Raw genomic sequence first — 23,806 nt, forward strand, 5'->3', positions numbered from 1 at the left:
CATTTCATGGGCTATCGTTTTGCTTTGTTTAATTATGCTACAAAAAATATAGGGGGAGCGGCCGACTTTGACTTTTTTCATATAACAGGTTCCATTTCATCGGAAAAATAAAGCGCATTAAATTAACACTTAACCACCTTTCATGAAAAAACTCTAAATTATTTATTAGGCATCCTGACATTAACAAGATGCAGTAAGCAAGAAATTGCTGATTTAAGCGTAAAACCAGTTATTACAAACACTAATAAGTCGTTYGACGCAACCAGTTACRTATTATTTACAATATAAATCTCCGATCGATGACCACAACTTGGAAAATTTTAACTTTTTTAATAGTATTTAGTTTTTGTACATCTGTAAAGGCGCAAAACACGAGTGTTGCGCTAACCCCCCCCATGGGATGGAACAGTTATAATTGTTACGGTTCGGCGGTTCATGAGGATGAGGTGAAAGCAAATGCTGATTACGTTGCGCAAAACCTGAAGGCGCATGGCTGGCAATATATAGTGGTGGATTTTTTATGGGATTTTGATAACCAACCTGGTAATATTTTTGAAGTGTTTCAAAAAAGACTTGAAGATGGCTCATATAGCCCCCGGCTGGCTATGGACCAATGGGGGCGTCTAACACCTAATATAAAAAAGTTTCCGTCGGCATTTGGAGGTAAGGGATTTAAGCCATTGGCTGACTATGTCCATTCGCAGGGGTTGAAATTTGGTATTCATGTAATGCGTGGCATCCCACGCCAGGCAGTATGGGCAAAATCACCTGTAATGGGCACTAATGGCATAACTGCTGATATGATAGCCGATACTAATTCAAAATGCCCCTGGATGAACCACATGTATGGCCTGGATATGGCTAAACCCGGTGCGCAGGCATACCTGAATTCAATATTGAACTTATATGCTGGTTGGGGCGTTGATTTTATTAAGGTCGATGACTTATCAAGGCCTTATAGCACTGCGGAGGTTGAAGGCTACCGCAAGGCAATTGACAATTGCGGCAGGGCCATCGTGTTCAGTACATCACCGGGGGCTACGCCTGTTGATAAAGCTGATAACGTAAAACAAAATGCTAACATGTGGCGGGTGGCCGATGACTTTTGGGACGAGTGGAATGCAGTATTGCAAATGTTTAATTATGGCAAACAATGGGAAGGCGTTGGCGGGCCCGGCCATTGGCCTGATTGTGATATGATACAGATAGGCAAGTTGTCAAAACGGGGCCCTGTTGGTGACGAACGTTATAGCCGTTTTACAAAAGACGAGGAGTATTCGCATATGACATTTTGGACCATCTTCCGCTCCCCGTTAATTTTGGGCGGCAACCTGCCCGAAAACAGGGAACAGGAATTGAAACTGTTTACAAATGATGAGGTGATAGCCGTTAACCAACATGGGACCGAACCGCGCCAGTTATACAAAACTAATGATGCATTGGTTTGGTATTCGCACGTGCCCAATAGCAAGGATATTTATGTCGCTTTATTCAACCTGGCGACACAACCGCAGGATGTTGATGTAAACTTTGTCCAGCTTGGGCTGAACGGAAGGGTAGCCGTTCGGGACCTTTGGGAAAAAGAAAATGTAGGTACCTTTAAAAAAGGATATAAAAAAACAATCAATACACACGGGGCCGCTTTGTTAAAACTATCGATGGTTAATTAAAGTTATCTTAGCGGTAATACACGCTCAAATAAAAAACTATAAATGAGGGTTTTAAGTTTGGTCTGTTTTTGTTTACACTTTTATCAGTTCGGGAAGGATATGTGGCTTACCGGATGCTACATAAAGTTATCCATGGCAAACATGTTCCTGCATTGGGTGCTGGCATTATGATATAGGGTTGTATGAGCGCAATGGGCTATCGTTTTGCTTTGTTTAATTATGCTACAAAAAATATAGGAGGAGCGGCTGACTTTGACTTTTTTTATATAACATATTCCATTTCCCCGGAAAAATAAAGCCTTAGGAATTAACGAACACAAAAAATGAAAAATATATCTTAATGTTATTATGCTTACAGCCCCGGTTATTTCCGGGGCGTAAGCTATCAAAAAACGGCATTAGATTTTAACGCAACCCTAACCTGGTGCGAAATTCGCCCAAAATGGATAGTCTCCTAAGCGACAGCCTGTAACAGCCTATATTTTACTGTAAGTTCAGGCATGGCGTATTATATCGGGTATGCCGAAGTAGATGGGATTGCAAATTAACCACAACCCTGCTGCATAGCATTAAAAAAACTATTGTAAAAGTTTAAAAGTCAACAATATCAGAGTTCACGCTATTCGAATAAAACAATGAAAATAAACAAACGGATATTATTAGTGTTTTTTACACTATTCCATTTTTTCCAAACATCCGGTTATGCCCAGGTAACTTTGCCAAAAGTGTTTGGCGATAATATGGTTTTGCAACGAGGCATAAATATTCCTGTTTGGGGTAACGCAACTCCGGGTTCTTTGATTGTTGCAACGCTTGGTAAATTAAGTACAAAAGCTGTAATTACAATGGATGATTTGATTTCAGTTAGTATTTGACTATCAGCCAGGCTGCGCTTCATATTAGATTTAGAATTTCGACTATGTTCACTAAAGTTAACGCAGAAAGGGCATTCAACCATGAACTCCCTTTCTGCATTTCAAATGAGATCGTCCAGTCTTTATTATTTAATAATGAAATTAAAACTATATTCCACCTTAACTAAGTATGTCTTACAGTCCTGATTTGCAAAGTCTATGAGCTATACATTTTTTCCCGTTAGGTCAGGCCAATTGATGAAAACTGGCGTGGCTTTGCCTGGATACCTTCCAATTAGTTTTACTCTTCGAATGCCATTTACAGTATTTCGAGCAGAATGTTATCAATTTATAAAATTGGGTCTCCCAATTCTGCAATTCCTCTTAAACTATCAATGAATTTATTAGAATTAAACCCATTGTGGGGAAGCTTTTCAACCTAGCGGTAAGAAAAAATTAACTGACTCGAGATTGCCTCTTTATTACAGATCGGCATCCAAGACATTTATAATTCGAATAATACCTCAATGCGTATTTGTAAAATGTTTGGGCAGCAATAAGGATGTATCACCTGGCTGAGAAAGTAAAATACTTTTCTCATCGAGTGTTTGTTTCAATCTTTTGTCGCCAATCGTATCCAACAGTTCATTTTTCAAATAAAAAAAGCGAATTGCATTGCCGGGTGATTGCCATTTAATTATTTTACAACTACAAGCTGCGTTTTGCGGCGTATTTATAATCTCCTCTATCCGTCCCCTTTTGCCTTGTTTGATGAAAAGCTCCCGTATGCCGATGATCCTGTTTTTTTTTCCCTGGTCAAAGTTCCAGGAAGCGGAGATGACGTCCACATAAGGCCTGCCTTCATCCAAACGCATCAATGATAGTTTAGGCGACTCGATGCTATCCCGGGCGTTAACGACATGCGAGTGAATAGAAACCAGCCAGGCTGCCTCAAACTGCATATAGCCCGCATGTTCGAAATTGGACCCGTAACGAATGAATTTGAAGTAACCATCCTGGTATTTCACATCCATGATATTAGAAACAATTTTATGGAATCGCCCAGCATCATACGTCCGGGCCTGCGGCGATCCGGTATAGCACAGCCAGATTCCCTCCAGGCTGTCGATCTCGGCGCTTGAGGGCCGGTAGGGCAAAATGCTTAAATCACGGAAGAGCTTTTTTTCCTTTGAATTTTCTTCAGCCCAAAGAATCCCTCCAACTAATAAAATACAACAAAGCAGGATTACAATTGCCCGATATGTTTTGATCTTTTTGGACAGCAATAATATACTGCTCTTTATAGGAAGCACGTCAACGATTGGGACTTCAACAGCTGCCGGCTCATCCACTAGCCCTGCATCAACTGGTTTTTGCGCAAAACCCTTTCTACCCTGTCCATATAAATAAATGTAACAGGCATCAACCAAAAATGGGCGCGGGTTCGACACGATCCCATTAATAGCATCTTTTAGCTGACCGCCGGTTATGTCATATTTGCGGAATGGGTAAATGGCAGACGCATTGTTTTCACCCGGCGGGTAATAATTATGGAAAAGCGTTTCACTGGTATTGGGAAGGCTGTTACTGATCTCGCTTAACATACGCGCCAGGTCTTCATAATTCTTTCTGTTCGTATTTCGTTTAATACCCTGGCCGGTTGCTGCCTCGTATTTCAGCACTACCTTTGTCAGCAGGTATACAATTTCGTCCTTTCCCGTTTTGAGCTTCATATGATTTTTAGCATTTCAGGTTTGCTCCCGGTTTCGGAAACGTTTCGGAAATCAAGCGATAAATTTATATACAATTCAGCAATATAAAAAAAGATGGAATTGAAGATGTAAATATAGATTTGTCATGCCTGATAAAACCAATTATGATGAAAAGAAAAACAACATTACTGCTTATGTTGGCAATTTGCTTTTATAACATGTATGCATTTTGCCAAACAGAAGATCCAATAAAAAGCGGTGAAGGCATTGCTGTCACCGCTACTGATAACGGAAAAGTCAGGGGCTATATTCATAACGGAATTTTTACCTTTAAAGGAATCCCCTATGCGGTAGCTGACCGGTTTACGGCACCACGCAAACCCAAAGCCTGGAATGACGAGCGAAGCTCAATGACCTACGGTCCGGTTTGCCCGACCGATCCGACTACGACAGTAAACGATACATTTGAATTTGCTTTTAACCATGATCTGGGATATGCCAATGAGCATTGTCAGACATTGAATGTATGGACACAAAAATTAAACGATGGTAAAAAACGCCCGGTGATGGTGTGGCTGCATGGCGGCGGCTTTACGGCCGGCTCGTCTATTGAACTGCCATCCTATGACGGGGAGAATCTGGCTAAGAAAGGGGACGTTGTACTTGTTTCGATAAATCACCGGTTGAATGTCCTGGGTTTCCTGGACCTTTCTGCTTATGGAGATAAATATAAAAACTCTGGAAATGCAGGTCTGGCTGATATCGTTGCGGCCTTGCAATGGGTAAAAGACAACATCGCGCAATTTGGCGGCGATCCGGATAACGTCACAATATTCGGGCAGTCCGGCGGCGGCGGAAAGGTAACCTGTATGATGAATACAGCCAAGGCGAAAGGCCTATTTCACAAAGCGATCGTAGAAAGCGGCAGTTATATCACTTCTTTTACTGAAAAATCCATTTCACAGCGCGTTGCGGCAGCTTTGCTGGATGAATTACATTTGCAGGCTTCCCAGGTCGACTCTCTGCAAAAAATACCCTATGATCAATTGAATGTCGCCGGTAACAGGGCGCTAAGAAAAGTAGGAACAGCGTTGAGAAAAGAAGGAAAACCGGCAAACGTGGGCTGGAACGCGGTATTGGATGACGATATGTTCCCTAATCGGCCGACCGATCAAGCCGCCATGGACCTTTCAAAAAATATACCACTACTGGTGGGTACCACTAAAAATGAGTTTGCAGCTTTCGCGCCGACCCCGAAGGGCCAGACCATAGAAGATCTGAAAGTTATTTTACAGAAAAAATATGGCGACCAGACCGACGCTTATATGGCAGCGGTGAAACAAGCTTACCCAAATACCAGCAAGCCGTTTGAATACAATGATATCGAATTCGGTTTTCGCTCATTAGCCATCAAACAAGCTGATCAAAAATCCGGGTTAAGCGGTGCGGCACCGGTTTACATGTACCTGTTTACCTGGCAGTCTCCGGTTAACGATGGCAGGTACAAAGCTATGCATTGTATGGATATCGCTTTTCAGTTTGATAATATACGCCGCTGCGAGGAAATGACCGGCGGCGGTAAGAATGCCTATGCACTTGCCTCGAAAATAAGCAGTGCCTGGATCAGTTTTGCCCGCAGCGGTAATCCCAATACGCCAGGTTTGCCAAAATGGCCCGCCTATACGTCTGCAAATGGCGCGACGATGATCCTGGATAACAAATGTGAAATGCGTGATCACCCGGATGCCGAATTGCTTAAAATAGTCAACGCTCCAAAAAAACAATAAAAATTATCAACGATGAGAAGACTCTGCTATGTTTTTGCGCTCGCCATGCTTTGCAGCCCCTTATGCTATGCTTCAAAGGTGGATACCGTTGAGATACCGAGCGCGGCCATGAATAAAACCTACAAGGCTGCTATCGCGTTCCCGGATAGTTATTACAAAACAAAAAAGGATTTCCCGGTACTTTACTTGTTGCACGGCGGCTTTGGGCATTTCAATGACTGGCTGCTCAAAACACCCGATAAGATGCTGGTGCGCAACCTGGCTGACCAATACAATATGATTATTGTGATGCCGGAAGGGGAAATATTCAGCTATTATATTGATAGCCAGGTTGATCCAAACAGCAAATTTGAAACCTATATTATCAAAGAGGTCATCCCGTTTATCGATAACAAGTATCACACTGTGAAAGATAAAAAAGGCCGGGTGATCACGGGCTTGTCGATGGGGGGTTATGGCTCGCTTTACCTTTCTACCCGCCATCCCGAATTATTTGCGGCGGCCGGGAGCATGAGCGGCGCACTCGACCCGAACATGACTACCTGGAACCTGACCCCGGAGCGGTTTAACGGTCTTACTAAGTTTCTGGATAAAATAATGGGGCCGATGACGCCGGATAGTTACCTGCCCTATTCTGTGGTAAATATGGCGGATCAAATCAGAAAAAACAGATTGCCCATCGTAATGGATATCGGGGTAGAAGATTTTCTGCTTGAACCCAACCGCGAATTGCACCGGCGCCTGGTATATAACCATACCCTGCATGATTATACAGAACGGCCGGGCGGTCATACCTGGGAATTCTGGCAGGATACCTTGCCTTACCAGGTTTTGTATTTTAGTAAACGTTTAAAAGCCAATGGCGTAATACTTTAATCCATGCTATCCATCCTCGGCTTTTTAACCATCTGTGTCTTTTTAGGGTTGATCCTGACCAGGCGCCTGTCGGTATTGCTTTCTTTAATCCTGGTACCGGTTTTATTTGCATTGATCGGTGGGTTTGGAGCGAAGGAGATAGGCGACATGGTACTGAGCGGGATCAAACAAGTGGCACCCACCGGCATCCTGCTTATCTTCGCGGTACTATATTTTAGCCTGATGATAGATACCGGGCTTTTCGACCCTGTCATAAGCGGCGTCATTCGCATTGCTAAAGGCGATCCGCTCAAAATCACTCTGGGTACCGCCATTTTGGCCATGCTTGTCCATCTGGACGGAGATGGCACCGCCACTTTTATGATCACCATCACTGCTTTATTCCCTATTTACAAAAAGTTGGGCATGAAGAAGCTGATACTCCCCTGCATCGTCGCGCTCAGCGTGGGCGTTATGCATTTGGTGCCCTGGTCGGGCACTGTAGCCAGGGCTTTAAATGTGATGAAAACTGACCCTGCGCATTTGATCATCCCCATCTTGCCATCTATGATCGGTGGAATACTTTGGGTGCTATTCGTGGCATTCTGGCTTGGCAAAAAAGAGCGTAAGCGGTTAGGCGTCGTCCACCTGGATTATGATCATCGCCAGGAGCTTTCTAATCAGCAAAAAGAAAGCCGCAGGCCGGCACTATTCTGGTTCAATGCTGTTTTAACCATTGTTTTGATCGCGGCGCTTATTTTGTCATTGGCTCCGCCATCAGCATTATTCATCATAGGTTTTGCGGTAGCTATACTGGTCAATTACCCATCCCAAGCCGAACAAAGAAAAAGGATACAGGCACATGCCGCCAATGTGTTTTCGGTTTCCATCATAGTTTTTGCAGCGGGGGTATTTTCCGGTATCCTTACCGGAACTAAAATGATCGACGCCATGGCATTGTCTATGGTTTCCATTATTCCCAAAGAGCATGCGGGTTATCTGCCGGCATTAGTCGGCGTTACCAGTATGCCATTGAGTTTGGTTTTTACACCTGATGCCTATTACTTTGGTGTGATCCCCGTTTTAAAAACTGCCGCGACACATTATGGAATAAATTCCATAGAAATAGGGCGAGCAGCTATTTTAGGGCAAATGACAACAGGTTTTCCGCTAAGTCCACTAACAGCTTCAACTTTTGTTTTGGTAGGATTATCGGAAGTGGAACTGGCAGACCATCAAAAATTCACTTTTAAATGGGCATTCGGTACAACTATAATAATGACTATTATAGCAATACTGACCGGAGCAATAAGTATATAAATGAAGCAGAAAGATAAAGTCCGTATAGGTTGTGGCGCAGGTTTTTCGGGAGACAGGCTCGAACCTGCCGGGATCTTAGCGGAAAAGGGTGATTTGGATTACCTGGTGCTGGAATGCCTGGCCGAACGTACTATTGCCCTGGCACAAAAACGAAAAGCAGCAGATCCTGCACAAGGTTACGACCCACTATTGGAACGTCGTATAGAATTACTGTTACCATTGCTCAAAAAACATAAAATTCGGCTCATTACCAATATGGGTGCAGCAAACCCTGCCGCTGCAGCGGATAAAATTATTGAAATTGCAAAAAGACAAGGTATCTCCATCAAGGTAGCCGCGGTTACCGGCGACGATGTTTTGGAGAACATAAGCGGCGATGAGGTTGCCATGGAAACAGGTAACCCCATTTCCATGTCTGGACAGGTCGTTTCAGCCAATGCTTATTTAGGGGCAGATGCTATTTTGCCTGCCCTGGAAACAGGTGCCGATATTATCATAACCGGCCGTGTTGCTGATCCATCTTTATTCGTTGCTCCGCTGATACATGAGTTTGGCTGGTCTTTGGATGACGAGGATATCATTGCCAAAGGAACTGTAATTGGGCACCTGATGGAGTGCGCGGGACAAATAACCGGCGGCTATTTTGCCGATCCGGTAAAAAAGCCAATAGAAAATATGAGCACATTAGGGCATCCTTTTGCAGATGTTCACCCTGATGGCAGCGCGATCATCAGTAAAGTTCATGGAACAGGAGGAAGTATAACTTTGGCAACGGCTAAAGAACAACTATTGTACGAGGTAACAAATCCCCATCAATATATGACACCCGATGTGTCGGCAGATTTCACCACAGTTTATTTGAAACAGGATGGAAAAGATCGTATCAAGGTGACTGGCGGCAATGGCAACAAGAAACCATCGACACTAAAGGTTAGTATTGGGTATAAAGGAGGTTTTACAGGAGAAGGCGAAATTACTTATGCTGGTGCAAATGCATTGGAAAGGGCGCATTTAGCAGGTGAAATTATTCAGCAACGATTAAAAAGCCAATTTCCTGATTTAAGGACCGACTATATCGGCCATACATCGGTTCATCCTTCTTCGCTTGCAAATGACTGTCAGCCTTATGAAGTACGTTTGCGCGTAGCCGGAAAGGGTGCCACAGCTGATCAGGCTGCGATTATAGGTGAAGAAGTGGAAGCGCTTTATACCAATGGGCCGGCGGGTGGTGGCGGGGTGCGAAAATACGTAAATGAGGTGATCGGTATAGTGTCGGTACTGATCGACAGGAACAAAATAAAACCATCGGTAATAGTGAAAAGTTATGGGCATTAAACTTTATGAGATAGCGCACAGCCGAGCAGGTGATAAAGGCAATACCTTGATTTTATCACTGATACCCTACAATGAAAAGGATTATGAGCTGCTCTGTAATCTGGTGACTGCGGATAAAGTGAAGGAACATTTCAAAGAGGTCATACATGGCGAAATTGTCCGGTATGAGCTTCCTAATATTTGTGCGCTGCAATTTGTATGCCTGCAGGCTTTGGCAGGCGGGGTTACTACCTCCTTAGTGATGGATACCCACGGCAAAACCTTAAGTTATGCACTGCTGGAGATGAATCTTGAATTGCCAGAAACTGCCTGATATTAGCTTTAAAACACCAACGCCACCCCGCTTTTTAGACCTTCCTGATAGTGTTCCTTATCAAACTTGTAAAGGAAGGGCGACCGATGCTTTCCTATTTTGCGGGTTTCGTCTAATTTAGTAACGATTTTAGTCAGCAACAGTTTTTTGGTGAAGTTACGATCATCAAGTGATTTACCCAATATGGTTTCATAAAGGCTGTGGATCTCGGGTAAGGTGAATTTCTCCGGCAATAACTCGTAGCCGATTGGAAAGTGGGCGATGTGCACCCGCAAAGCGCATAATGCTTCATTGATGATATGCCCGTGATCAAACATCATGGGCGGCAGTTCATTAACCGGCCACCATCTGGAATCTGCCTCCAGTTCGCCTTTCGTGGATTCTACTTTCGAAAACTCGGTAAGCGTGTAGAACGCTACGGAAACAAAATAGTCAAAGATCCATGAATCCGCCGGAAGCTCAAAACCTGTTATTTTCTTAATATGTTGGGGTGTAAAGCCATTATCGATTACACGCTGAGGGTTCCCGAATGAACCGAATTGCTTCAGGTAAAGACCTTTGATACCAGTGCGGTCAAAAGCAATTCTGCTGGCGGCATCTTCGATGGACTCTGTTTTTTTGATGTATCCACCCGTCACTGTCCATTTCTTTAAGGTGTAAGGTTGTTGCAGCAATACTTTCAATTCTTTTTCGTGATATCCAAAAATTACATTGTCTACAGCTACGTTCCTGAGAAATTGGTCGGAATATTCGGAGAAAGTGGCGAAGTCTGGGGGTATAATCATGATTCAAATTTGCTTTCCAAAGATACAAAAATTATTAATTCCGTTAAAAATACGGAATTAATTTGGATATGTGAAAGCGCTACCATACCTTTATTCCGTTTTTAATACGGAATAAAAATTATGAAAAGCATCCAATTCTTTTTTATCTTACTTGCCTTGCTTTTGTCAGTTGGAATTACCCGCGCTCAGGACAGCGGTGAGATATCATTTGACAACAATTGGCGTTTCAGAAAAGACACCTTAAATGGTGCACAAGATCCGGCTTTGAATGATTCGGGTTGGCGTATTTTAAACTTGCCGCACGACTGGAGCATTGAAGATCTGCCAAATCAAAAAGAAGGTGAAGTTCAGGGACCTTTTACCAAAACATCTGTGGGCAAAGCCGCGACAGGATTTACCGAAGGTGGGATCGGCTGGTATCGTAAAACTTTTACTTTAAACAATAATTACAAAGGAAAAAAAACATACATCCTGTTTGACGGCGTCTACATGGATGCTGACGTCTGGATCAACGGGCACCATTTAGGCAATCATCCTTACGGCTATACGTCATTTTCTTATGACCTTACTGATTATTTAACAACCAATGGCAAATCAAATGTAATTGCCGTACGGGCTAAGAATTTAGGTAAGAATAGCCGCTGGTATTCAGGCTCGGGTATTTATCGTCACGTCTGGTTGTTGGCTGTCAATCCAATCCATACAAAACTTTGGGGGAATTATATCACGACACCCGAAGTCTCAAAGGATAAGGCAACAGTAAAAGTTCAAACTTCGATAGAAAACAAATCATTAAAGCAAAAGACAGTAATTGTAAAACTCGATCTGCTTAATCCTTCAGGCCAGGTTGTGGCTTCACGAAAAATGCCTCTGACTGTTCCGGCTGATAGCAGCGCTGACTTAACTCAAAAGTTGATCGTTATCAATCCAAAACTGTGGGGATTGGATAATGCGTTATTATATAAGGCCAGGGTAACGCTGACCGCGGACAACAAAACAATCGATCAAACGATCACGCCTTTCGGTATTCGCAGCCTGCAATTTGACGGGCAAAAGGGCCTCCTGCTTAACGGACAAGTGGTAAAATTGAAAGGCGGATGCATTCATCATGATCTCGGCCCATTAGGGGCCGCAAGTATAGACCGGGCTGAAGAACGAAAAGTGGAACTGATCAAAAAGGCGGGTTATAATGCATTGCGCATGAGCCACAATCCCGCTTCGCCGGGTTTGCTCAATGCTTGTGATCGCCTGGGAATGCTGGTTCTCGATGAGGCATTTGATATGTGGGAACTACCTAAAAACCCCCAGGACTATCATCTCTATTTTAAAGATTGGTGGCAAAGAGATTTAACCTCAATGGTTTTGCGGGACAGGAACCACCCATCAGTGATCATGTGGAGCATAGGTAATGAAATTTACGAAGCCCCTGATACATCGGGTTACCGGATTGCAAAAAGACTATCGGATGAAGTAAGGTTACTCGATCCAACTCGACCCGTAACAGATGCCATTGTTTTCCTGCCACCGTATACCAAAAAGCCGTGGAAGGATTACGAGCCCCACGTGGCGAAACTTGATATCGATGGCTACAATTATTTCCTTGACAAATCTATCTACTTTCAGCGCGACAGTGCGACGCTTCATCGTTTTGAAACGGAGCGGGCCAAACACCCGGGAAAGCTGTATTTGGCAACAGAATATTTACCAAATGGTGCTTTGGAGAACTGGGACGAAACGGAAAAATACTCCTGGTTCCTGGGCGGCTTTTCCTGGACAGCGATGGATTATATTGGGGAGGCGGGAATTGGAAGATCAGTTTTGGTACCAGAGTCGCAGAAAGTGCCGCAAGGGATGATGGGAATGGGGCTGTTCTACCGGAATAACTGGCCGGTATTTAATGCCTATTGTGGTGATCTCGACCTGATCGGTAACCCGAAAGCGGCTTTATATTATAAGAATGTAGTTTGGAGAAACAGCCCAGTAGAACTCCTTGTACATCGCCCGATCCCTGAGGGACAGAAGGAAGTGGTGGCAACCTGGGGCATGCCGGACGAAATTAAATCGTGGACATGGCCCGGACAGGAAGGTAAGAAAATGCAGATTGACGTATATACGCGTAGCAAAACCGTAAAACTTGAACTAAACGGGAAAGTGATCGCCGGGCAGGCTGTTCCTGAAGGATCGATTACAGCGACATTTGAGATCCAGTACCAGCCGGGAAAATTGGTAGCTAAAAGTTATGACAATGGAAAGGAAACCGGTTCAAGCGTATTATCGACCACTGGGAAACCAACTGCAATCCGGCTTATTGCTGATCGTAAAATAATAAAGTCAAATCAGAACGACCTTTCATTTATAAGTGTCCAGATTGTTGACAACAAAGGCAATGTTGTTCCTTCAGTTGATGACACAGAAATCAATTTTAAACTTTCGGACAATGCGACGATTGCTGCTGTTGGGAACGGTAACCCATCGGATATGTCCAGTTTTCAGCAGCCGCATAAAAAGGCTTACCAGGGCAGAGCACAGGTGATCCTTAAGTCATTATCGAAACGAGGCCTTGCGACTTTAACAGCCTCGGCTCCCGGATTAAAAGAAAATACTATTCAAATACAAATCAATTAAACAAAAAAAATCATGAAAAAGTTAAGCTTCATTTTTACAGTAATCATCGGACTATTTATCTCCGTAAATGTTAATGCTCAAACCCAACCGGATTACTATCCAGGCAAGTGGAATGTCCTTGTGATGGGCACCCCTAACGGCGATTCTAAAATGACTTTCATTCTCGAAAGGAAGGATGGCAAGTTAACCGGCGCTGTACAGGATTCAACAGGTAAGGAAATAACTAAAATTACTTCTATAGAAGAGAAAGATAAAACCATCACGGCGGCGTTCACCATCCAGAGCTATGATGTTACACTTTCGCTTGACCCGGTAGATGACGATCATGTTAAAGGCAGCCTGATGGGGATGTTTGACGCTAAAGGAGTACGTGTAAAGGAAAATAAATAACCTGAATAATTTAACCATATTCCTAAGTAGTTACCATGAAGACTGTACAGTTTCGTCAAGTTATTGCCGTTGCCTTTTTATTGGTTGGCCATGCCGCATTTTCACAGGAAAAGTTACCCCAACTGGGGCATGCCCCGGTTAGCGAGATCGTTAAGTTAATGACACTTGAAGAAAAAGCGTCTGTAGTTGCCGGAACCGGCATGCGCTTCCAGGGCCACGGCGCTGTCATTGGAGAAGCAGACGGACGTGTACCGGGCGCTGCCGGAAATACCATGAACATTAATCGTTTCGGCATTCCGGGTACGGTTCTTTCTGACGGGCCCGCCGGAGTACGTATCGATCCTTTTCGCAAAGGCGATAGTACGAAATCCTATTATGCGACGGCCTGGCCGGTTGGCACCTTGCTGGCTTCTTCATGGGACACGGCTTTGATTAAAAAGGTTGGCGTAGGATTTGGTAGTGAAATTAAAGAGTACGGCGTAGATGTGATCCTGGCACCAGGCATGAACATTCAGCGCAACCCATTGAATGGCCGCAACTTCGAATATTTTTCGGAGGACCCCTATGTTTCCGGATATATGGCTGCGGCTATGGTAAATGGCATCCAATCAAACGGGGTAGGAACCTCTATAAAGCATTTCGCAGCCAACAACCAGGAGAGCAACCGTAATGCGGTAAATGCAATCATCAGTGAGCGGGCGCTTAGGGAATTATACTTGCGCAGTTTTGAGATCGCTGTTAAGCGGTCGCAGCCTATGACGGTGATGAGTTCCTATAATAAAATCAATGGAACATATACGTCTGAAAGCAATGACTTACTGACCAAGATACTACGTGAAGAATGGGGATTTAAAGGCATGGTAATGACGGACTGGTTCGGCGGTAAAGATCCTGTTGCTCAAATGAAAGCCGGAAATGACCTGCTTGAGCCAGGTACACCCGGGCAGCAACAAGCTATTATTGACGCCGTAAAAAATGGAACGTTAGAGGTCAAAGTGCTCGATCAAAATGTGGAGCGGGTATTATTGTACATCCTTAAAACTCTTTCGTTCAAAAAATATCAATATTCTAACACGCCCGATCTTAAGTCACACGCAACCTTATCCAGGAATGCGGCAGCAGACGGCATGGTGCTATTAAAAAATGACAATTCCGCTCTTCCGCTAAATAAAAGCCAGAAAGTAGCATTGTTTGGCATCGGATCTTACAAACCGGTGATTGGTGGAACAGGAAGCGGAGCCGTTGTGGTAGCTTACATTGTTGCGCTTGAAAAAGGCCTTTCCCAAATCGGCTATGTGCCCGATACGGCTTTGAAAACGATTTACGTTGCCCAGATCAAAGCTGACCTGAAAACACACCCCGAAAAAAATATGGTATTGGGCAGCCCGCATTTGGTGCCGGAGCCTGAATTAAGAGCGACAGATATCAGCTCGGCAGCAGACCAGGATGATATCGGTATTTTTACCATCAGGCGGAACGCCGGTGAAGGCGCTGACCGAAAAGTGGAAGATTTTTATCTTTCAGAAGCCGAGAAAACACAACTAAAAGCTGTGGGTGATGCTTTCCACGCCAAAGGGAAAAAGCTGATAGTTGTATTGAATATTGGTGGTGCCATAGAAATGAAAAGTTGGAGCAAAAATGTTGATGCCATTTTATTAGCCTGGCAACCCGGACTGGAAGCAGGAAACGCTATTGCCGATGTTTTGAGCGGAGGGGTTGATCCATCAGGCAAGCTGGCAACAACTTTCCCGGTTAAATATGAAGATGAGCCATCTGCAAAAAGTTTTCCGGGTACACCCGCTAACCGCCCGGTTGAAAGTATATACGACGAAGGAATATATGTGGGCTACCGGTATTTTAATACGTTCAGTTTAAAGACCTCGTATCCGTTTGGCTATGGCCTAAGCTATACCAGATTTGCCTACAGTAATCTAAAATTGAGTGCGGCTACCTTCAGCAAAAAACTAACTGCTACAGTTACTGTCACCAATTCCGGAAAAGTTGCAGGTAAAGAGGTTGTGCAACTTTATTTAAGCGCCCCGAATAAAACGCTTGACAAACCGTCAGAGGAATTGAAGGGATTTGGCAAAACAAGGTTACTTCAGCCTGGTGCATCACAAACACTCACTTTTACAATTGATCCTAAAAATCTTGCTTCTTTTAATACTGAAAAGTCAAGCTGGATAGCTGATGCCGGAAAGTATACCGTAAAGATCGGGGCTTCGAGCGAGGATATCAGAATGACTAAGTCATTTGCATTAGCTAAAATGTTGATCGTTGAAAAGGATCATAAAGCAATTGTTCCACAGGTCACCATCAATGAATTAAAAAATTAAAAAAATGACACCATCAAAAAAATTATCACCCAATATCCTCTTGCTTTTATGCGTCTGCGGATTTTCGTTATCAGTTCGGGGACAGCAATCGACAGAGTTGCCACAGTTGGGAAAGTCTTCTGTAAAGGAAGTGATTGCCGCTATGACGCTTGAGGAAAAAGCTTCGTTGGTTGTGGGCGGAGGACTCAATATCCCTCCTGCGATGAGGAAGAATAAAATGTTTGCTGGCATGGTTGCACAGCCGGGTACTTTAGCAGCAAATACGGTTAATCCCGTACCAGGTACTGCCGGAAACACGATTGCGATACCAAGGCTGGGAATACCCTGTATCGTGGTAAACGATGGCCCAGCAGGTTTACGCATGATAGGGGGCTTTGGGGGGCAGAAGTATGAATGCACGGCGTTCCCGGTAGGTACGTTGTTAGCATCAAGCTGGGATAAAGACCTGATCTTTAAAACCGGGCAGGCATTTGGCAATGATGTATTGGAATATGGGGTCGATATATTGCTCGCTCCTGGTATGAACATACAGCGAAACCCTTTATGCGGCAGAAATTTTGAGTATTATTCCGAAGACCCATTGTTATCGGGCTCGATTGCTGCCGCTATGGTAAACGGTATTCAGTCGCAGGGTGTAGGCGTATCCATAAAACATTTTGCTGCGAACAATCAGGAGACAGACCGTCAAACCGTAAATACGATTGTAAGCCAACGGGCACTTCGCGAGATATATCTCGAAGGTTTCAGGGTCGCATCCAGGGAATCACACCCCTGGACCGTCATGTCCTCCTACAATTTACTAAACGGGAGATACACATCCGAAAACTACGATCTGCTAACTACAGTATTAAGAAAAGAGTGGGGCTACAACGGGCTTGTGATGAGCGATTGGGGTGCCGGAAAAGATGCGGTTGCACAGGTGAAAGCAGGCAACGATCTGCTAATGCCCGGCCCTAACCAGGTTAGCACCATAATACAAGCTGTTAAAGATGGCAAATTGGATGAAAAAGTATTAGACAGAAATGTTGAAGATATCCTTAACCTTATTGTCAAAACTCCCCGTTTCAAAAATTACAAGTATTCAAATAAGCCTAATACAGTAGCAAATGCTGCAATGTCGCGAAAGGCAGCTACCGAGGGAATGATCTTATTGAAAAACACCGATAGCGCGCTTCCGTTTACCGAAAAAACAAAAAGTGTTGCACTGTTTGGCAATACCTCCTATCAGGCTTATTTAGGCGGTTCAGGAAGCGGCTATGTTGCCGTAGCTTATTCCGTAAACCTAATAGACGGTTTGAAGAACGCTGGTTATATAACCGACGAATCCCTGAAAGAAAAATACAAGACCTATATGACGGAAAATGCTCCCAAAGGTGGCGATATGATCGCGAACATAATGGGTGGCAAAAAACGTGCGTCTGAAATGCCTGTAACAGACTCGCTGGCTGAAGAAATGGCTGGGAAATACGATATAGCGATTTTTACAGTTGGGCGCAACTCGGGAGAGGGTGAAGACAGAAAATTGGATAACGATTTTAATCTTTCGAATGCGGAAACAGCTTCAATAAACACTATTTGCAAGGCATTTCATGCCAAAGGTAAAAAGGTTGTTGTAGTACTTAATATCGGCGGGGTTATCGAAACAGCAAGTTGGAAAAGCAACCCTGATGCCATATTGCTCGCCTGGCAGCCAGGTCTTGAAGCGGGAAACGCTATAACAGATTTACTCAGTGGCAAAGTAAATCCTTCCGGTAAACTGGCGCAAACGTTCCCTATATCTTATGCCGATGTTCCATCGGTGAAGAACTTTCCCGGTATTGAAGTTAAAGATGATTCGACCATAAAAAGAAAAGTGGTTTATGAAGAAGGTATTTATGTAGGTTATCGCTATTATAACACCTTTAAGGTGAAACCTGCCTATGAATTTGGCTATGGTTTATCTTATACCAATTTTACCTATAGCAACCTCAAATTGAGTTCAACTTCATTCATCGGCAAGATCACGATAAGTGTTAATGTGAAAAATACAGGAAAAGTTGCCGGAAAAGAAGTTGTACAGGTTTACCTGAAAGCACCCAAAGGAGATTTGGATAAACCTGCGGAAGAATTGAAGGGGTTTGCTAAAACCGGATTATTAAAACCAGGCGAATCGCAGACACTCACTTTTACTATCAATGCTAAAGACCTTGCTTCGTTCAACACAGACCAATCAGCCTGGGTCGCGGATCCTGGACGATATGAAGTAAAGATCGGCGCTTCCAGCGAGGGTATTAAACAAACTACATCGTTTACATTGAATAGAAGAACTATCGTTGAAAAAGTTAACAGGGTGCTGATGCCTCCAATGGCCGTTGCTGAACTTAAAAGCAAAAATCAGAAATAAAGAAAATGAAAGTTGAGAACAAAACGATAATAGTTACCGGAGGCGGCAGCGGTATGGGCCGCGAACTCGTACTGAACCTGCTGGCAAAAGGCGCAAAAGTAGCTGCGATAGACATCAACGAAAAGGCTTTGCAGGAAACTGCTGCATTGGCAGGTGACAGGAATGTAAATTTAAGCCTGTTTGTGACCGATATTACCGATAGAGCGGGGGTGGAAGGCTTATTAGAGAAAGTGGTCAACAAGTTTGGCGCAGTAGATGGCATTATCAACAACGCCGGTATTATTCAACCATTTATAAGAGTAAATGACTTGAGCTATGAGATGATAGAACGGGTAATGAATATTAACTTCTACGGCACCCTTTATTTGATTAAGACTTTTCTTCCACACCTGCTTACCAGGCCTGAAGCGCACATTGTAGACATATCCAGCATGGGCGGGTTTTTACCTGTGCCGGGTCAAACTATTTACGGCGCATCGAAGGCAGCGGTAAAATTGCTGACAGAAGGGCTGCATTCCGAATTGTCGGGCACGAATGTAAGAGTGACTGTAGTATTTCCAGGCGGTGTTAGCACCAATATCATGTCCAATTCGGGCCTTGCCGACCGACTACCCTCTTCCGCAGAAGGGGCGCAGAAGGTTCTTTCTGCCGATAAGGCCGCAGCAATGATTATCGCGGGGATGGAGCAGAACCGTTACCGGGTGTTAGTGGGCAAGGATGCTAAAATGTTGGACATCCTTTATCGCTTGAACCCTGCGTATGCGGCAGGACTGATCGCAAAGAAAATGGGTGCATTACTTTCCTGGAAATAAGGATAATTCATATTCGATCATTGGATACAAAGAACCCCTGCTTACCGGATGTGACCATTAATTAAATCAATACAAAATCGTAAGTTTAAGCATTGTTAGCTCAAAGCTGAACAAAGAAATCAAATGGGAAAAACGTTGAAAAAAACTACTCATAAAATAAATACTATGATCATTTGCAAAAATTGCGGTAGCCAGGTATCGGGCAATTTTTGTAGTAGTTGTGGACAACGGGCAGACACCCACAAACTGAATATGCATTTTATTTTGCATGATCTGCAACATGGACTGTTTCATTTTGATAAAGGGATTTTGTACACTACTAAACAGCTTCTGACAAGACCTGGTCACACTATCCGCGAGTTTTTGGAAGGAAAAAGAGTCAGGCATTTTCAGCCGCTATCCTTTGTTATTGTGCTTGCCACTTTTTATGGATTACTCTATCATTACTTAATTTTCGACCGCCTTCACGCGAGTCTAATTGAGCCCAGAAACGACATAACCAGGGCTTCCGGGAAAATCATTACCTGGATAACTGAGCATTTTGCTTTTGACTGTCTAATCTTGATCATAACCAGCACCTTGGTTTCCTTTGTCATTTTTAAAAAACGGAAATATAATCTTGCAGAACACCTCGTTTTGAATACATACTTAATGGGATTGTTTTTAATCGTTAGCCTACTCGTTTTTCCCATTGTTTATATTTTCGGTAACGCATTAACTCTTCAATATGGCATAGTTCAACAGGGTTTTCTACTCGTTTTAATGTGCTGGTGTTATTCCCAGTTCTTCAACAATACTTCGAAAGCTAAGATAATCGGCCTCACTTTAGGCGCCTTTTTGGTCATTTCAGTTCTAAACTTGGCTATTGGATATTTTGCCGGTTGGATAGTATCGCAATCTTAGGGACAGAAATAAAAAATGAAGTATTACAAAACCGACGATTGAAGATTTATAAAAATGGCTTCAATTGTTCATTTTATTTTGTGGCAAAGTGGATCCTCAAGGGGATTGGTCCTCGGAATTTCATTTGAGACTCGTGCCAAATCTGCAAACTAGTAATTAAATGGTTCGAGTTTAGTCCCGCTGGGACTTAAGGTAGATAGGAGAGCCCTATGGGATTCGAACCGTCATTAAGCAACTTTTAATTTCGCTTAAAATCCTTAATTGCTCTAACTAAGTTGTTCGAATTATGTCCAATCTGGGGATCATCAAAGTGTTCAATTCGCTCAAAACGCGCATTTGTTCGATGAACTGGTTCGAAATCTGCCCAGCTAATAATTATAACGGTAATGCCCCGTTGACTCTTACACACCCGGAAGATCTTTCGACAGCGCTTGCAGAGGAATTGCAAGCTGAAGGAAACGGCTTTGAAGTGAAGTACGTTGTAAGTGATGTTTCGACAGGAGAAGAGATAGCCGGGTTATTCGGTCAGACTATTGGTAAACCGGAACTGGTTTGGACACCAATCCCTGATGAACAATTAAAACAAGGTATGTTTGCCGGAGGATTGCCGCCGGAATTAGTCGGCCTGATCGTTGAAATGGGACAAGGCGTAAGGGCAGGCATTATTACCAGGGACTTTTTTGCCAGCGGTGCAAAGGTAACTGGTCAGATCAAGCTGGGACAGTTTGCTGAAGAGTTCAAAGCCGCGTATCTGCACGCTTAAACCTTATTTGTCAATAACAACTCACAAAATCATGGAAGCAAACAAAAGTGAAATTCTAAAGCCGGTTGCGAGGGTGCTGGAAACCATAAACGTTCCTATCGAAACTGCATTCAATTACAGCCAGCCGGTTCCTTTACAAAACATCTTTCGGGGATACAATAAATATACCGGCGATCGAAAAAACAAATGAAACAGAAAAATGGGCCAGGGCGGGTTTATCCCGCACGGTAACTTTTGCTGACGGCAACACAGCGACCGAAAATATGTTGTATGTAGACGCGCCGAACTATTTCTCTTATAAAATTGAGAACTTCACCGCTGGAGGGCTGAGCAGCCTGGTCGAAAGCATTGACGGAGCCTGGGTATTTATTGGTCTTGAGGAAAATAAAGTCCTCATCGACTGGAAATATATCATCACTCCGAAGAATGGTGAAGCTGCAAAAATTATTCAGGAGCACCTTTTGCCGGACTTTCAGGGTATTCTTGAACAAGCGATCAGTATCTGCAAAGAAAACCTGGAGGCCGGAAAAATTTGAAAGCGTATTAGCTTATATATGGTTGTCCTGCAAGCCGATTTTAGTTGATAGCCCCCTACTGGCTTTCGTCAAACGTTCGTTGGGACGTTTTTTTATTGCTTTTGGGGCTTTCTGAATCTGATTTCTAAAACATTTCCGTAAGTTAGTATCGGCTGTCCTGCTTTAAATGAACAGAGGCTAAATGTGAGTACTATAGAAAACAAGAAAGATGCTCCCACTAAATCATTTGCTTCTGCAAGTGCGTGGGAGAAATGGCTTGCTGCCAATCATGCAGAGTCAGATGGTATCTGGCTACGCATTTTCAACAAAGAGTCGGGTGAAAAAACCGTTACCTATGCAGAAGCACTCGACGAAGCACTTTGTTATGGTTGGATTGACGGTCAAAAGAAGAAATTTGACAGTGATTCCTGGATCCAGAAATTCACGCCGCGTCGGACACGTAGTATATGGTCTAAACGAAACGTCGAACATATTGAACGGCTTACGAACGAAAAGAGAATGAAAGCCGCCGGATTGGAAGCCTTTGAAGACGCAAAGAAAGACGGGCGACTAGCGGCCGCATATGATTCACCTTCCAATTCGACAGCCCCTGACGATTTTCTCAAACTCCTTAAAAAAAACAAAAAGGCAAAAGCTTTTTTTGACTCGCTGAACAAAACCAACAAATATGCAATCACCTGGCGGCTTCAGACCGCCAAAAAACCGGAGACCCGCGAAAAGCGAATGAACATTATCCTGGAAATGCTGGCTAAGGGCGAGAAATTTCATTAGGGAAAAAACGTGTTCGATGATGCCGTAGTTCTTTTCGGTCATCAACCGATTCATTTCCAAAATGTATAGCATTCACTTTGCTTATCGGCCGGCAATGATGCTCAAAAAATTCAGAACCTGACTTATGAAGTTCAAAACTTGCAGTTCGTCACCCAAGAGAGGGGATAACTTAAGCTAATCATTATTCCCGTTCCGTCACTTTTTACGGTGATTCACCCTCCGGTCTTTTGACATTAAGCATGGTGAAACTTTGTCAAACTGCTAACCGTTGATAGTGCTGATTGGGTTCCAACTATTTACAAGACGTAGTACGCATAACTCACAGACCCAATACCCACTGCACATCAAAAGCATCAGTCACTTCAATCAGACTATCCTCTTCATCATTCCTGATTGCCACGTCACGGCGGTCAGATCCTAATTTTTCGATAAGTACCTTTCTGTCATCAGCATTTTTACACGGCAGAAAAATTGAAAGATAATTTCCAATTTTTCTGCCCTCGTTGTGTACCAGATCCGAACCGTGAATAACTATACGATCAGAAACCAGGGCACCGCTAATAACAGGTATTTCTGTATAACCATGTAATTCCTTGTCAAAAGTTTCAAAATGCAGCGTGCCACCAAAGCAAGTCTGGTAAAACGTAAGTGCTTTTTTGCAATTTCCGGAAAATGTGATGAAGATCCCGCTGATCGATCTATCGCTATCTTGAAATAACATAATACAATAAATTATGCATCCGGTATTTCGGGTTCAACCAGCTTTTTCAATTTCTCCAGGGACTCCTGCCAGCCCAAATAACACATTTCAGCCGGAATGGCGTTAGGAATACCTGTTTGTACTATTTTAAGTTCCGTGCCGCAGGAAACCTTATTCAGCCACACTGTCGTTGTCATTTCCCCGGGTAAATCAGGGTTATCAAACTTCTCGCTGAACTTAATAAACTCATTCGGTTTTATCTCTACATATTCTCCGCCAAATGAGTGGCCGTTACCGGTACTGAAATTAATAAAGGTCATACGGAACTTGCCGCCTTCCTTAAAATCCATTTGCTGCACTTCGCATACAAAGCCATAAGGGGGTAACCAGCTAGAATAAGCTATTGGGTCTGCAAAGGTCCGAAATACCTTTTCAGGACTTGCCTGAATTACTCTGTGTAATGAAACCGTGTTATCTTTCATTTTTTTAAGTTTTTTGGGATTGATCAATAATTCTTCCTAAAGCTTTACACTCAATGATTGATGGCACTCATTAATCGTTCGTTAGTTTGGCCATGATCCCGGATCTTATCGTTATATAGGTAAGAGACGGCAAGAATACCCAGAAAGACCAATGGCATTAACATAAACCCAATATTTTGATCTACACATGTATGACTGATGAACGCATAGATCAAATTAAATGTTAACCCTGCATACGCCCATTCTTTTAACTTAGCCGGGGCATTAGGATAGGCAATTGCTATAACTCCAAGCACCTTGCAGATAATGAGCGTGTAAGCGAAGTAATCAGGATAGCCTAAAGGTTTTGTACCTGCAGTTACATACTGTGATGCAAACAGCATAGTCGCAAGGGGCATTACACCTTCCCAAAGAACAATGATCGTAGTAGCCACCCCAAAAATTATTTTATTCTTTTTCATGTTGTTAAAACTT

The 23,806-nt window shown here is 43.4% G+C and carries 22 protein-coding genes; 17 read left to right on the forward strand and 5 right to left on the reverse strand.

What is annotated here, in order from left to right; all coding sequences use genetic code 11:
• Positions 1-299: 299 nt before the first annotated feature.
• Both AC1DQW_RS15640 and AC1DQW_RS15645 read left to right on the forward strand, forming a co-directional pair.
• Positions 300-1,670, forward strand: a complete 1,371-nt coding sequence (locus AC1DQW_RS15640) for a glycoside hydrolase family 27 protein (RefSeq protein ID WP_477454945.1) — start codon at positions 300-302, stop codon at positions 1,668-1,670.
• 635 nt (positions 1,671-2,305) lie between these two features.
• Positions 2,306-2,545, forward strand: coding sequence for a hypothetical protein (locus tag AC1DQW_RS15645; protein WP_477454946.1), 240 nt, complete (start codon positions 2,306-2,308; stop codon positions 2,543-2,545).
• Positions 2,546-3,048: 503 nt separating this feature from the next.
• Here the strand turns inward: AC1DQW_RS15645 and AC1DQW_RS15650 are convergent.
• The gene (locus AC1DQW_RS15650) at positions 3,049-4,257 is read right to left on the reverse strand and encodes a hypothetical protein (protein ID WP_477454947.1); all 1,209 of its coding nucleotides are present in this window, start codon (positions 4,255-4,257) and stop codon (positions 3,049-3,051) included.
• Between the two features lie 143 nt (positions 4,258-4,400).
• Here AC1DQW_RS15650 and AC1DQW_RS15655 point away from each other — a divergent pair, with 143 nt between their 5' ends.
• From AC1DQW_RS15655 to AC1DQW_RS15675, 5 genes are read left to right on the forward strand one after another with little or no spacing between them, the layout of a single operon-like run.
• Entirely contained in the window at positions 4,401-6,023 is a 1,623-nt protein-coding gene (locus tag AC1DQW_RS15655; RefSeq protein WP_477454948.1) for a carboxylesterase/lipase family protein, read from the forward strand.
• Between the two features lie 12 nt (positions 6,024-6,035).
• A complete protein-coding gene (locus AC1DQW_RS15660; protein ID WP_477454949.1) occupies positions 6,036-6,899 on the forward strand; it encodes an alpha/beta hydrolase in 864 nt (287 codons plus the stop codon).
• Positions 6,900-6,902: 3 nt separating this feature from the next.
• Positions 6,903-8,198, forward strand: a complete 1,296-nt coding sequence (locus AC1DQW_RS15665) for a CitMHS family transporter (protein ID WP_477454950.1) — start codon at positions 6,903-6,905, stop codon at positions 8,196-8,198.
• Entirely contained in the window at positions 8,199-9,533 is a 1,335-nt protein-coding gene (locus tag AC1DQW_RS15670) for an acyclic terpene utilization AtuA family protein (protein WP_477454951.1), read from the forward strand.
• Complete coding sequence (locus AC1DQW_RS15675; protein ID WP_090473028.1) at positions 9,523-9,846, forward strand: AtuA-related protein; 324 nt, start codon at positions 9,523-9,525, stop codon at positions 9,844-9,846. Before AC1DQW_RS15670 ends, AC1DQW_RS15675 begins: the two co-directional genes overlap by 11 nt.
• Positions 9,847-9,854: 8 nt before the next feature.
• Here the strand turns inward: AC1DQW_RS15675 and AC1DQW_RS15680 are convergent, their stop codons facing one another.
• The gene (locus tag AC1DQW_RS15680) at positions 9,855-10,631 is read right to left on the reverse strand and encodes an NUDIX hydrolase (protein WP_477454952.1); all 777 of its coding nucleotides are present in this window, start codon (positions 10,629-10,631) and stop codon (positions 9,855-9,857) included.
• A 120-nt stretch (positions 10,632-10,751) separates the two neighbouring features.
• On the opposite strand from AC1DQW_RS15680, the gene AC1DQW_RS15685 reads away from it, so the two are divergent.
• From AC1DQW_RS15685 to AC1DQW_RS15730, 10 genes are all read left to right on the forward strand, one after another.
• Entirely contained in the window at positions 10,752-13,256 is a 2,505-nt protein-coding gene (locus AC1DQW_RS15685) for a glycoside hydrolase family 2 TIM barrel-domain containing protein (RefSeq protein ID WP_477454953.1), read from the forward strand.
• Between the two features lie 12 nt (positions 13,257-13,268).
• Complete coding sequence (locus tag AC1DQW_RS15690) at positions 13,269-13,646, forward strand: hypothetical protein (RefSeq protein ID WP_477454954.1); 378 nt, start codon at positions 13,269-13,271, stop codon at positions 13,644-13,646.
• A 35-nt stretch (positions 13,647-13,681) separates the two neighbouring features.
• The gene (locus tag AC1DQW_RS15695; protein ID WP_477454955.1) at positions 13,682-15,982 is read left to right on the forward strand and encodes a beta-glucosidase; all 2,301 of its coding nucleotides are present in this window, start codon (positions 13,682-13,684) and stop codon (positions 15,980-15,982) included.
• A 4-nt stretch (positions 15,983-15,986) separates the two neighbouring features.
• Complete coding sequence (locus AC1DQW_RS15700) at positions 15,987-18,365, forward strand: glycoside hydrolase family 3 C-terminal domain-containing protein (protein WP_477454956.1); 2,379 nt, start codon at positions 15,987-15,989, stop codon at positions 18,363-18,365.
• Between the two features lie 5 nt (positions 18,366-18,370).
• Positions 18,371-19,177: an SDR family NAD(P)-dependent oxidoreductase gene (locus tag AC1DQW_RS15705; RefSeq protein ID WP_477454957.1), complete on the forward strand. Its 807-nt coding sequence runs from the start codon at positions 18,371-18,373 to the stop codon at positions 19,175-19,177.
• Positions 19,178-19,342: 165 nt separating this feature from the next.
• Entirely contained in the window at positions 19,343-20,080 is a 738-nt protein-coding gene (locus AC1DQW_RS15710) for a DUF3667 domain-containing protein (RefSeq protein WP_477454958.1), read from the forward strand.
• A gap of 343 nt (positions 20,081-20,423) precedes the next feature.
• Complete coding sequence (locus AC1DQW_RS15715; RefSeq protein ID WP_477454959.1) at positions 20,424-20,843, forward strand: hypothetical protein; 420 nt, start codon at positions 20,424-20,426, stop codon at positions 20,841-20,843.
• Positions 20,844-20,874: 31 nt separating this feature from the next.
• A complete protein-coding gene (locus AC1DQW_RS15720; RefSeq protein WP_477454960.1) occupies positions 20,875-21,033 on the forward strand; it encodes a hypothetical protein in 159 nt (52 codons plus the stop codon).
• A gap of 73 nt (positions 21,034-21,106) precedes the next feature.
• On the forward strand, positions 21,107-21,379 hold the full coding sequence (locus AC1DQW_RS15725; protein WP_477454961.1) for a hypothetical protein: 273 nt from the start codon (positions 21,107-21,109) through the stop codon (positions 21,377-21,379).
• Between the two features lie 183 nt (positions 21,380-21,562).
• A complete protein-coding gene (locus tag AC1DQW_RS15730; protein ID WP_477454962.1) occupies positions 21,563-22,150 on the forward strand; it encodes a YdeI/OmpD-associated family protein in 588 nt (195 codons plus the stop codon).
• Between the two features lie 319 nt (positions 22,151-22,469).
• On the opposite strand, the gene AC1DQW_RS15735 is transcribed toward AC1DQW_RS15730, so the two are convergent.
• The 3 genes from AC1DQW_RS15735 to AC1DQW_RS15745 are packed head-to-tail and all read right to left on the reverse strand — an operon-like array spanning position 22,470 to position 23,793.
• Entirely contained in the window at positions 22,470-22,871 is a 402-nt protein-coding gene (locus AC1DQW_RS15735) for a VOC family protein (protein ID WP_477454963.1), read from the reverse strand.
• A gap of 11 nt (positions 22,872-22,882) precedes the next feature.
• Complete coding sequence (locus AC1DQW_RS15740; RefSeq protein ID WP_477454964.1) at positions 22,883-23,332, reverse strand: SRPBCC family protein; 450 nt, start codon at positions 23,330-23,332, stop codon at positions 22,883-22,885.
• A gap of 50 nt (positions 23,333-23,382) precedes the next feature.
• Positions 23,383-23,793 carry a DoxX family protein gene (locus AC1DQW_RS15745; RefSeq protein WP_477454965.1) on the reverse strand — a complete coding sequence of 137 codons (411 nt, stop codon included), beginning with the start codon at positions 23,791-23,793 and terminating at the stop codon, positions 23,383-23,385.
• Between the last annotated feature and the right edge of the window lie 13 nt (positions 23,794-23,806).

Source organism: Mucilaginibacter sp. P5_A4 (assembly GCF_056400605.1).

Coding starts and splice junctions, on each gene's coding strand:
- AC1DQW_RS15670 (WP_477454951.1), top strand. CDS start 8,199: ATGAAGCAGAAAGATAAAGTCCGTATAGGTTGTGGCGCAGGTTTTTCG.
- AC1DQW_RS15655 (WP_477454948.1), top strand. CDS start 4,401: ATGATGAAAAGAAAAACAACATTACTGCTTATGTTGGCAATTTGCTTT.
- AC1DQW_RS15705 (WP_477454957.1), top strand. CDS start 18,371: ATGAAAGTTGAGAACAAAACGATAATAGTTACCGGAGGCGGCAGCGGT.
- AC1DQW_RS15680 (WP_477454952.1), bottom strand. CDS start 10,631: ATGATTATACCCCCAGACTTCGCCACTTTCTCCGAATATTCCGACCAA.
- AC1DQW_RS15715 (WP_477454959.1), top strand. CDS start 20,424: ATGAACTGGTTCGAAATCTGCCCAGCTAATAATTATAACGGTAATGCC.
- AC1DQW_RS15675 (WP_090473028.1), top strand. CDS start 9,523: ATGGGCATTAAACTTTATGAGATAGCGCACAGCCGAGCAGGTGATAAA.
- AC1DQW_RS15725 (WP_477454961.1), top strand. CDS start 21,107: ATGTTGTATGTAGACGCGCCGAACTATTTCTCTTATAAAATTGAGAAC.
- AC1DQW_RS15740 (WP_477454964.1), bottom strand. CDS start 23,332: ATGAAAGATAACACGGTTTCATTACACAGAGTAATTCAGGCAAGTCCT.
- AC1DQW_RS15660 (WP_477454949.1), top strand. CDS start 6,036: ATGAGAAGACTCTGCTATGTTTTTGCGCTCGCCATGCTTTGCAGCCCC.
- AC1DQW_RS15745 (WP_477454965.1), bottom strand. CDS start 23,793: ATGAAAAAGAATAAAATAATTTTTGGGGTGGCTACTACGATCATTGTT.
- AC1DQW_RS15710 (WP_477454958.1), top strand. CDS start 19,343: ATGATCATTTGCAAAAATTGCGGTAGCCAGGTATCGGGCAATTTTTGT.
- AC1DQW_RS15695 (WP_477454955.1), top strand. CDS start 13,682: ATGAAGACTGTACAGTTTCGTCAAGTTATTGCCGTTGCCTTTTTATTG.
- AC1DQW_RS15640 (WP_477454945.1), top strand. CDS start 300: ATGACCACAACTTGGAAAATTTTAACTTTTTTAATAGTATTTAGTTTT.
- AC1DQW_RS15650 (WP_477454947.1), bottom strand. CDS start 4,257: ATGAAGCTCAAAACGGGAAAGGACGAAATTGTATACCTGCTGACAAAG.
- AC1DQW_RS15700 (WP_477454956.1), top strand. CDS start 15,987: ATGACACCATCAAAAAAATTATCACCCAATATCCTCTTGCTTTTATGC.
- AC1DQW_RS15685 (WP_477454953.1), top strand. CDS start 10,752: ATGAAAAGCATCCAATTCTTTTTTATCTTACTTGCCTTGCTTTTGTCA.
- AC1DQW_RS15720 (WP_477454960.1), top strand. CDS start 20,875: ATGGAAGCAAACAAAAGTGAAATTCTAAAGCCGGTTGCGAGGGTGCTG.
- AC1DQW_RS15645 (WP_477454946.1), top strand. CDS start 2,306: ATGAAAATAAACAAACGGATATTATTAGTGTTTTTTACACTATTCCAT.
- AC1DQW_RS15665 (WP_477454950.1), top strand. CDS start 6,903: ATGCTATCCATCCTCGGCTTTTTAACCATCTGTGTCTTTTTAGGGTTG.
- AC1DQW_RS15690 (WP_477454954.1), top strand. CDS start 13,269: ATGAAAAAGTTAAGCTTCATTTTTACAGTAATCATCGGACTATTTATC.
- AC1DQW_RS15735 (WP_477454963.1), bottom strand. CDS start 22,871: ATGTTATTTCAAGATAGCGATAGATCGATCAGCGGGATCTTCATCACA.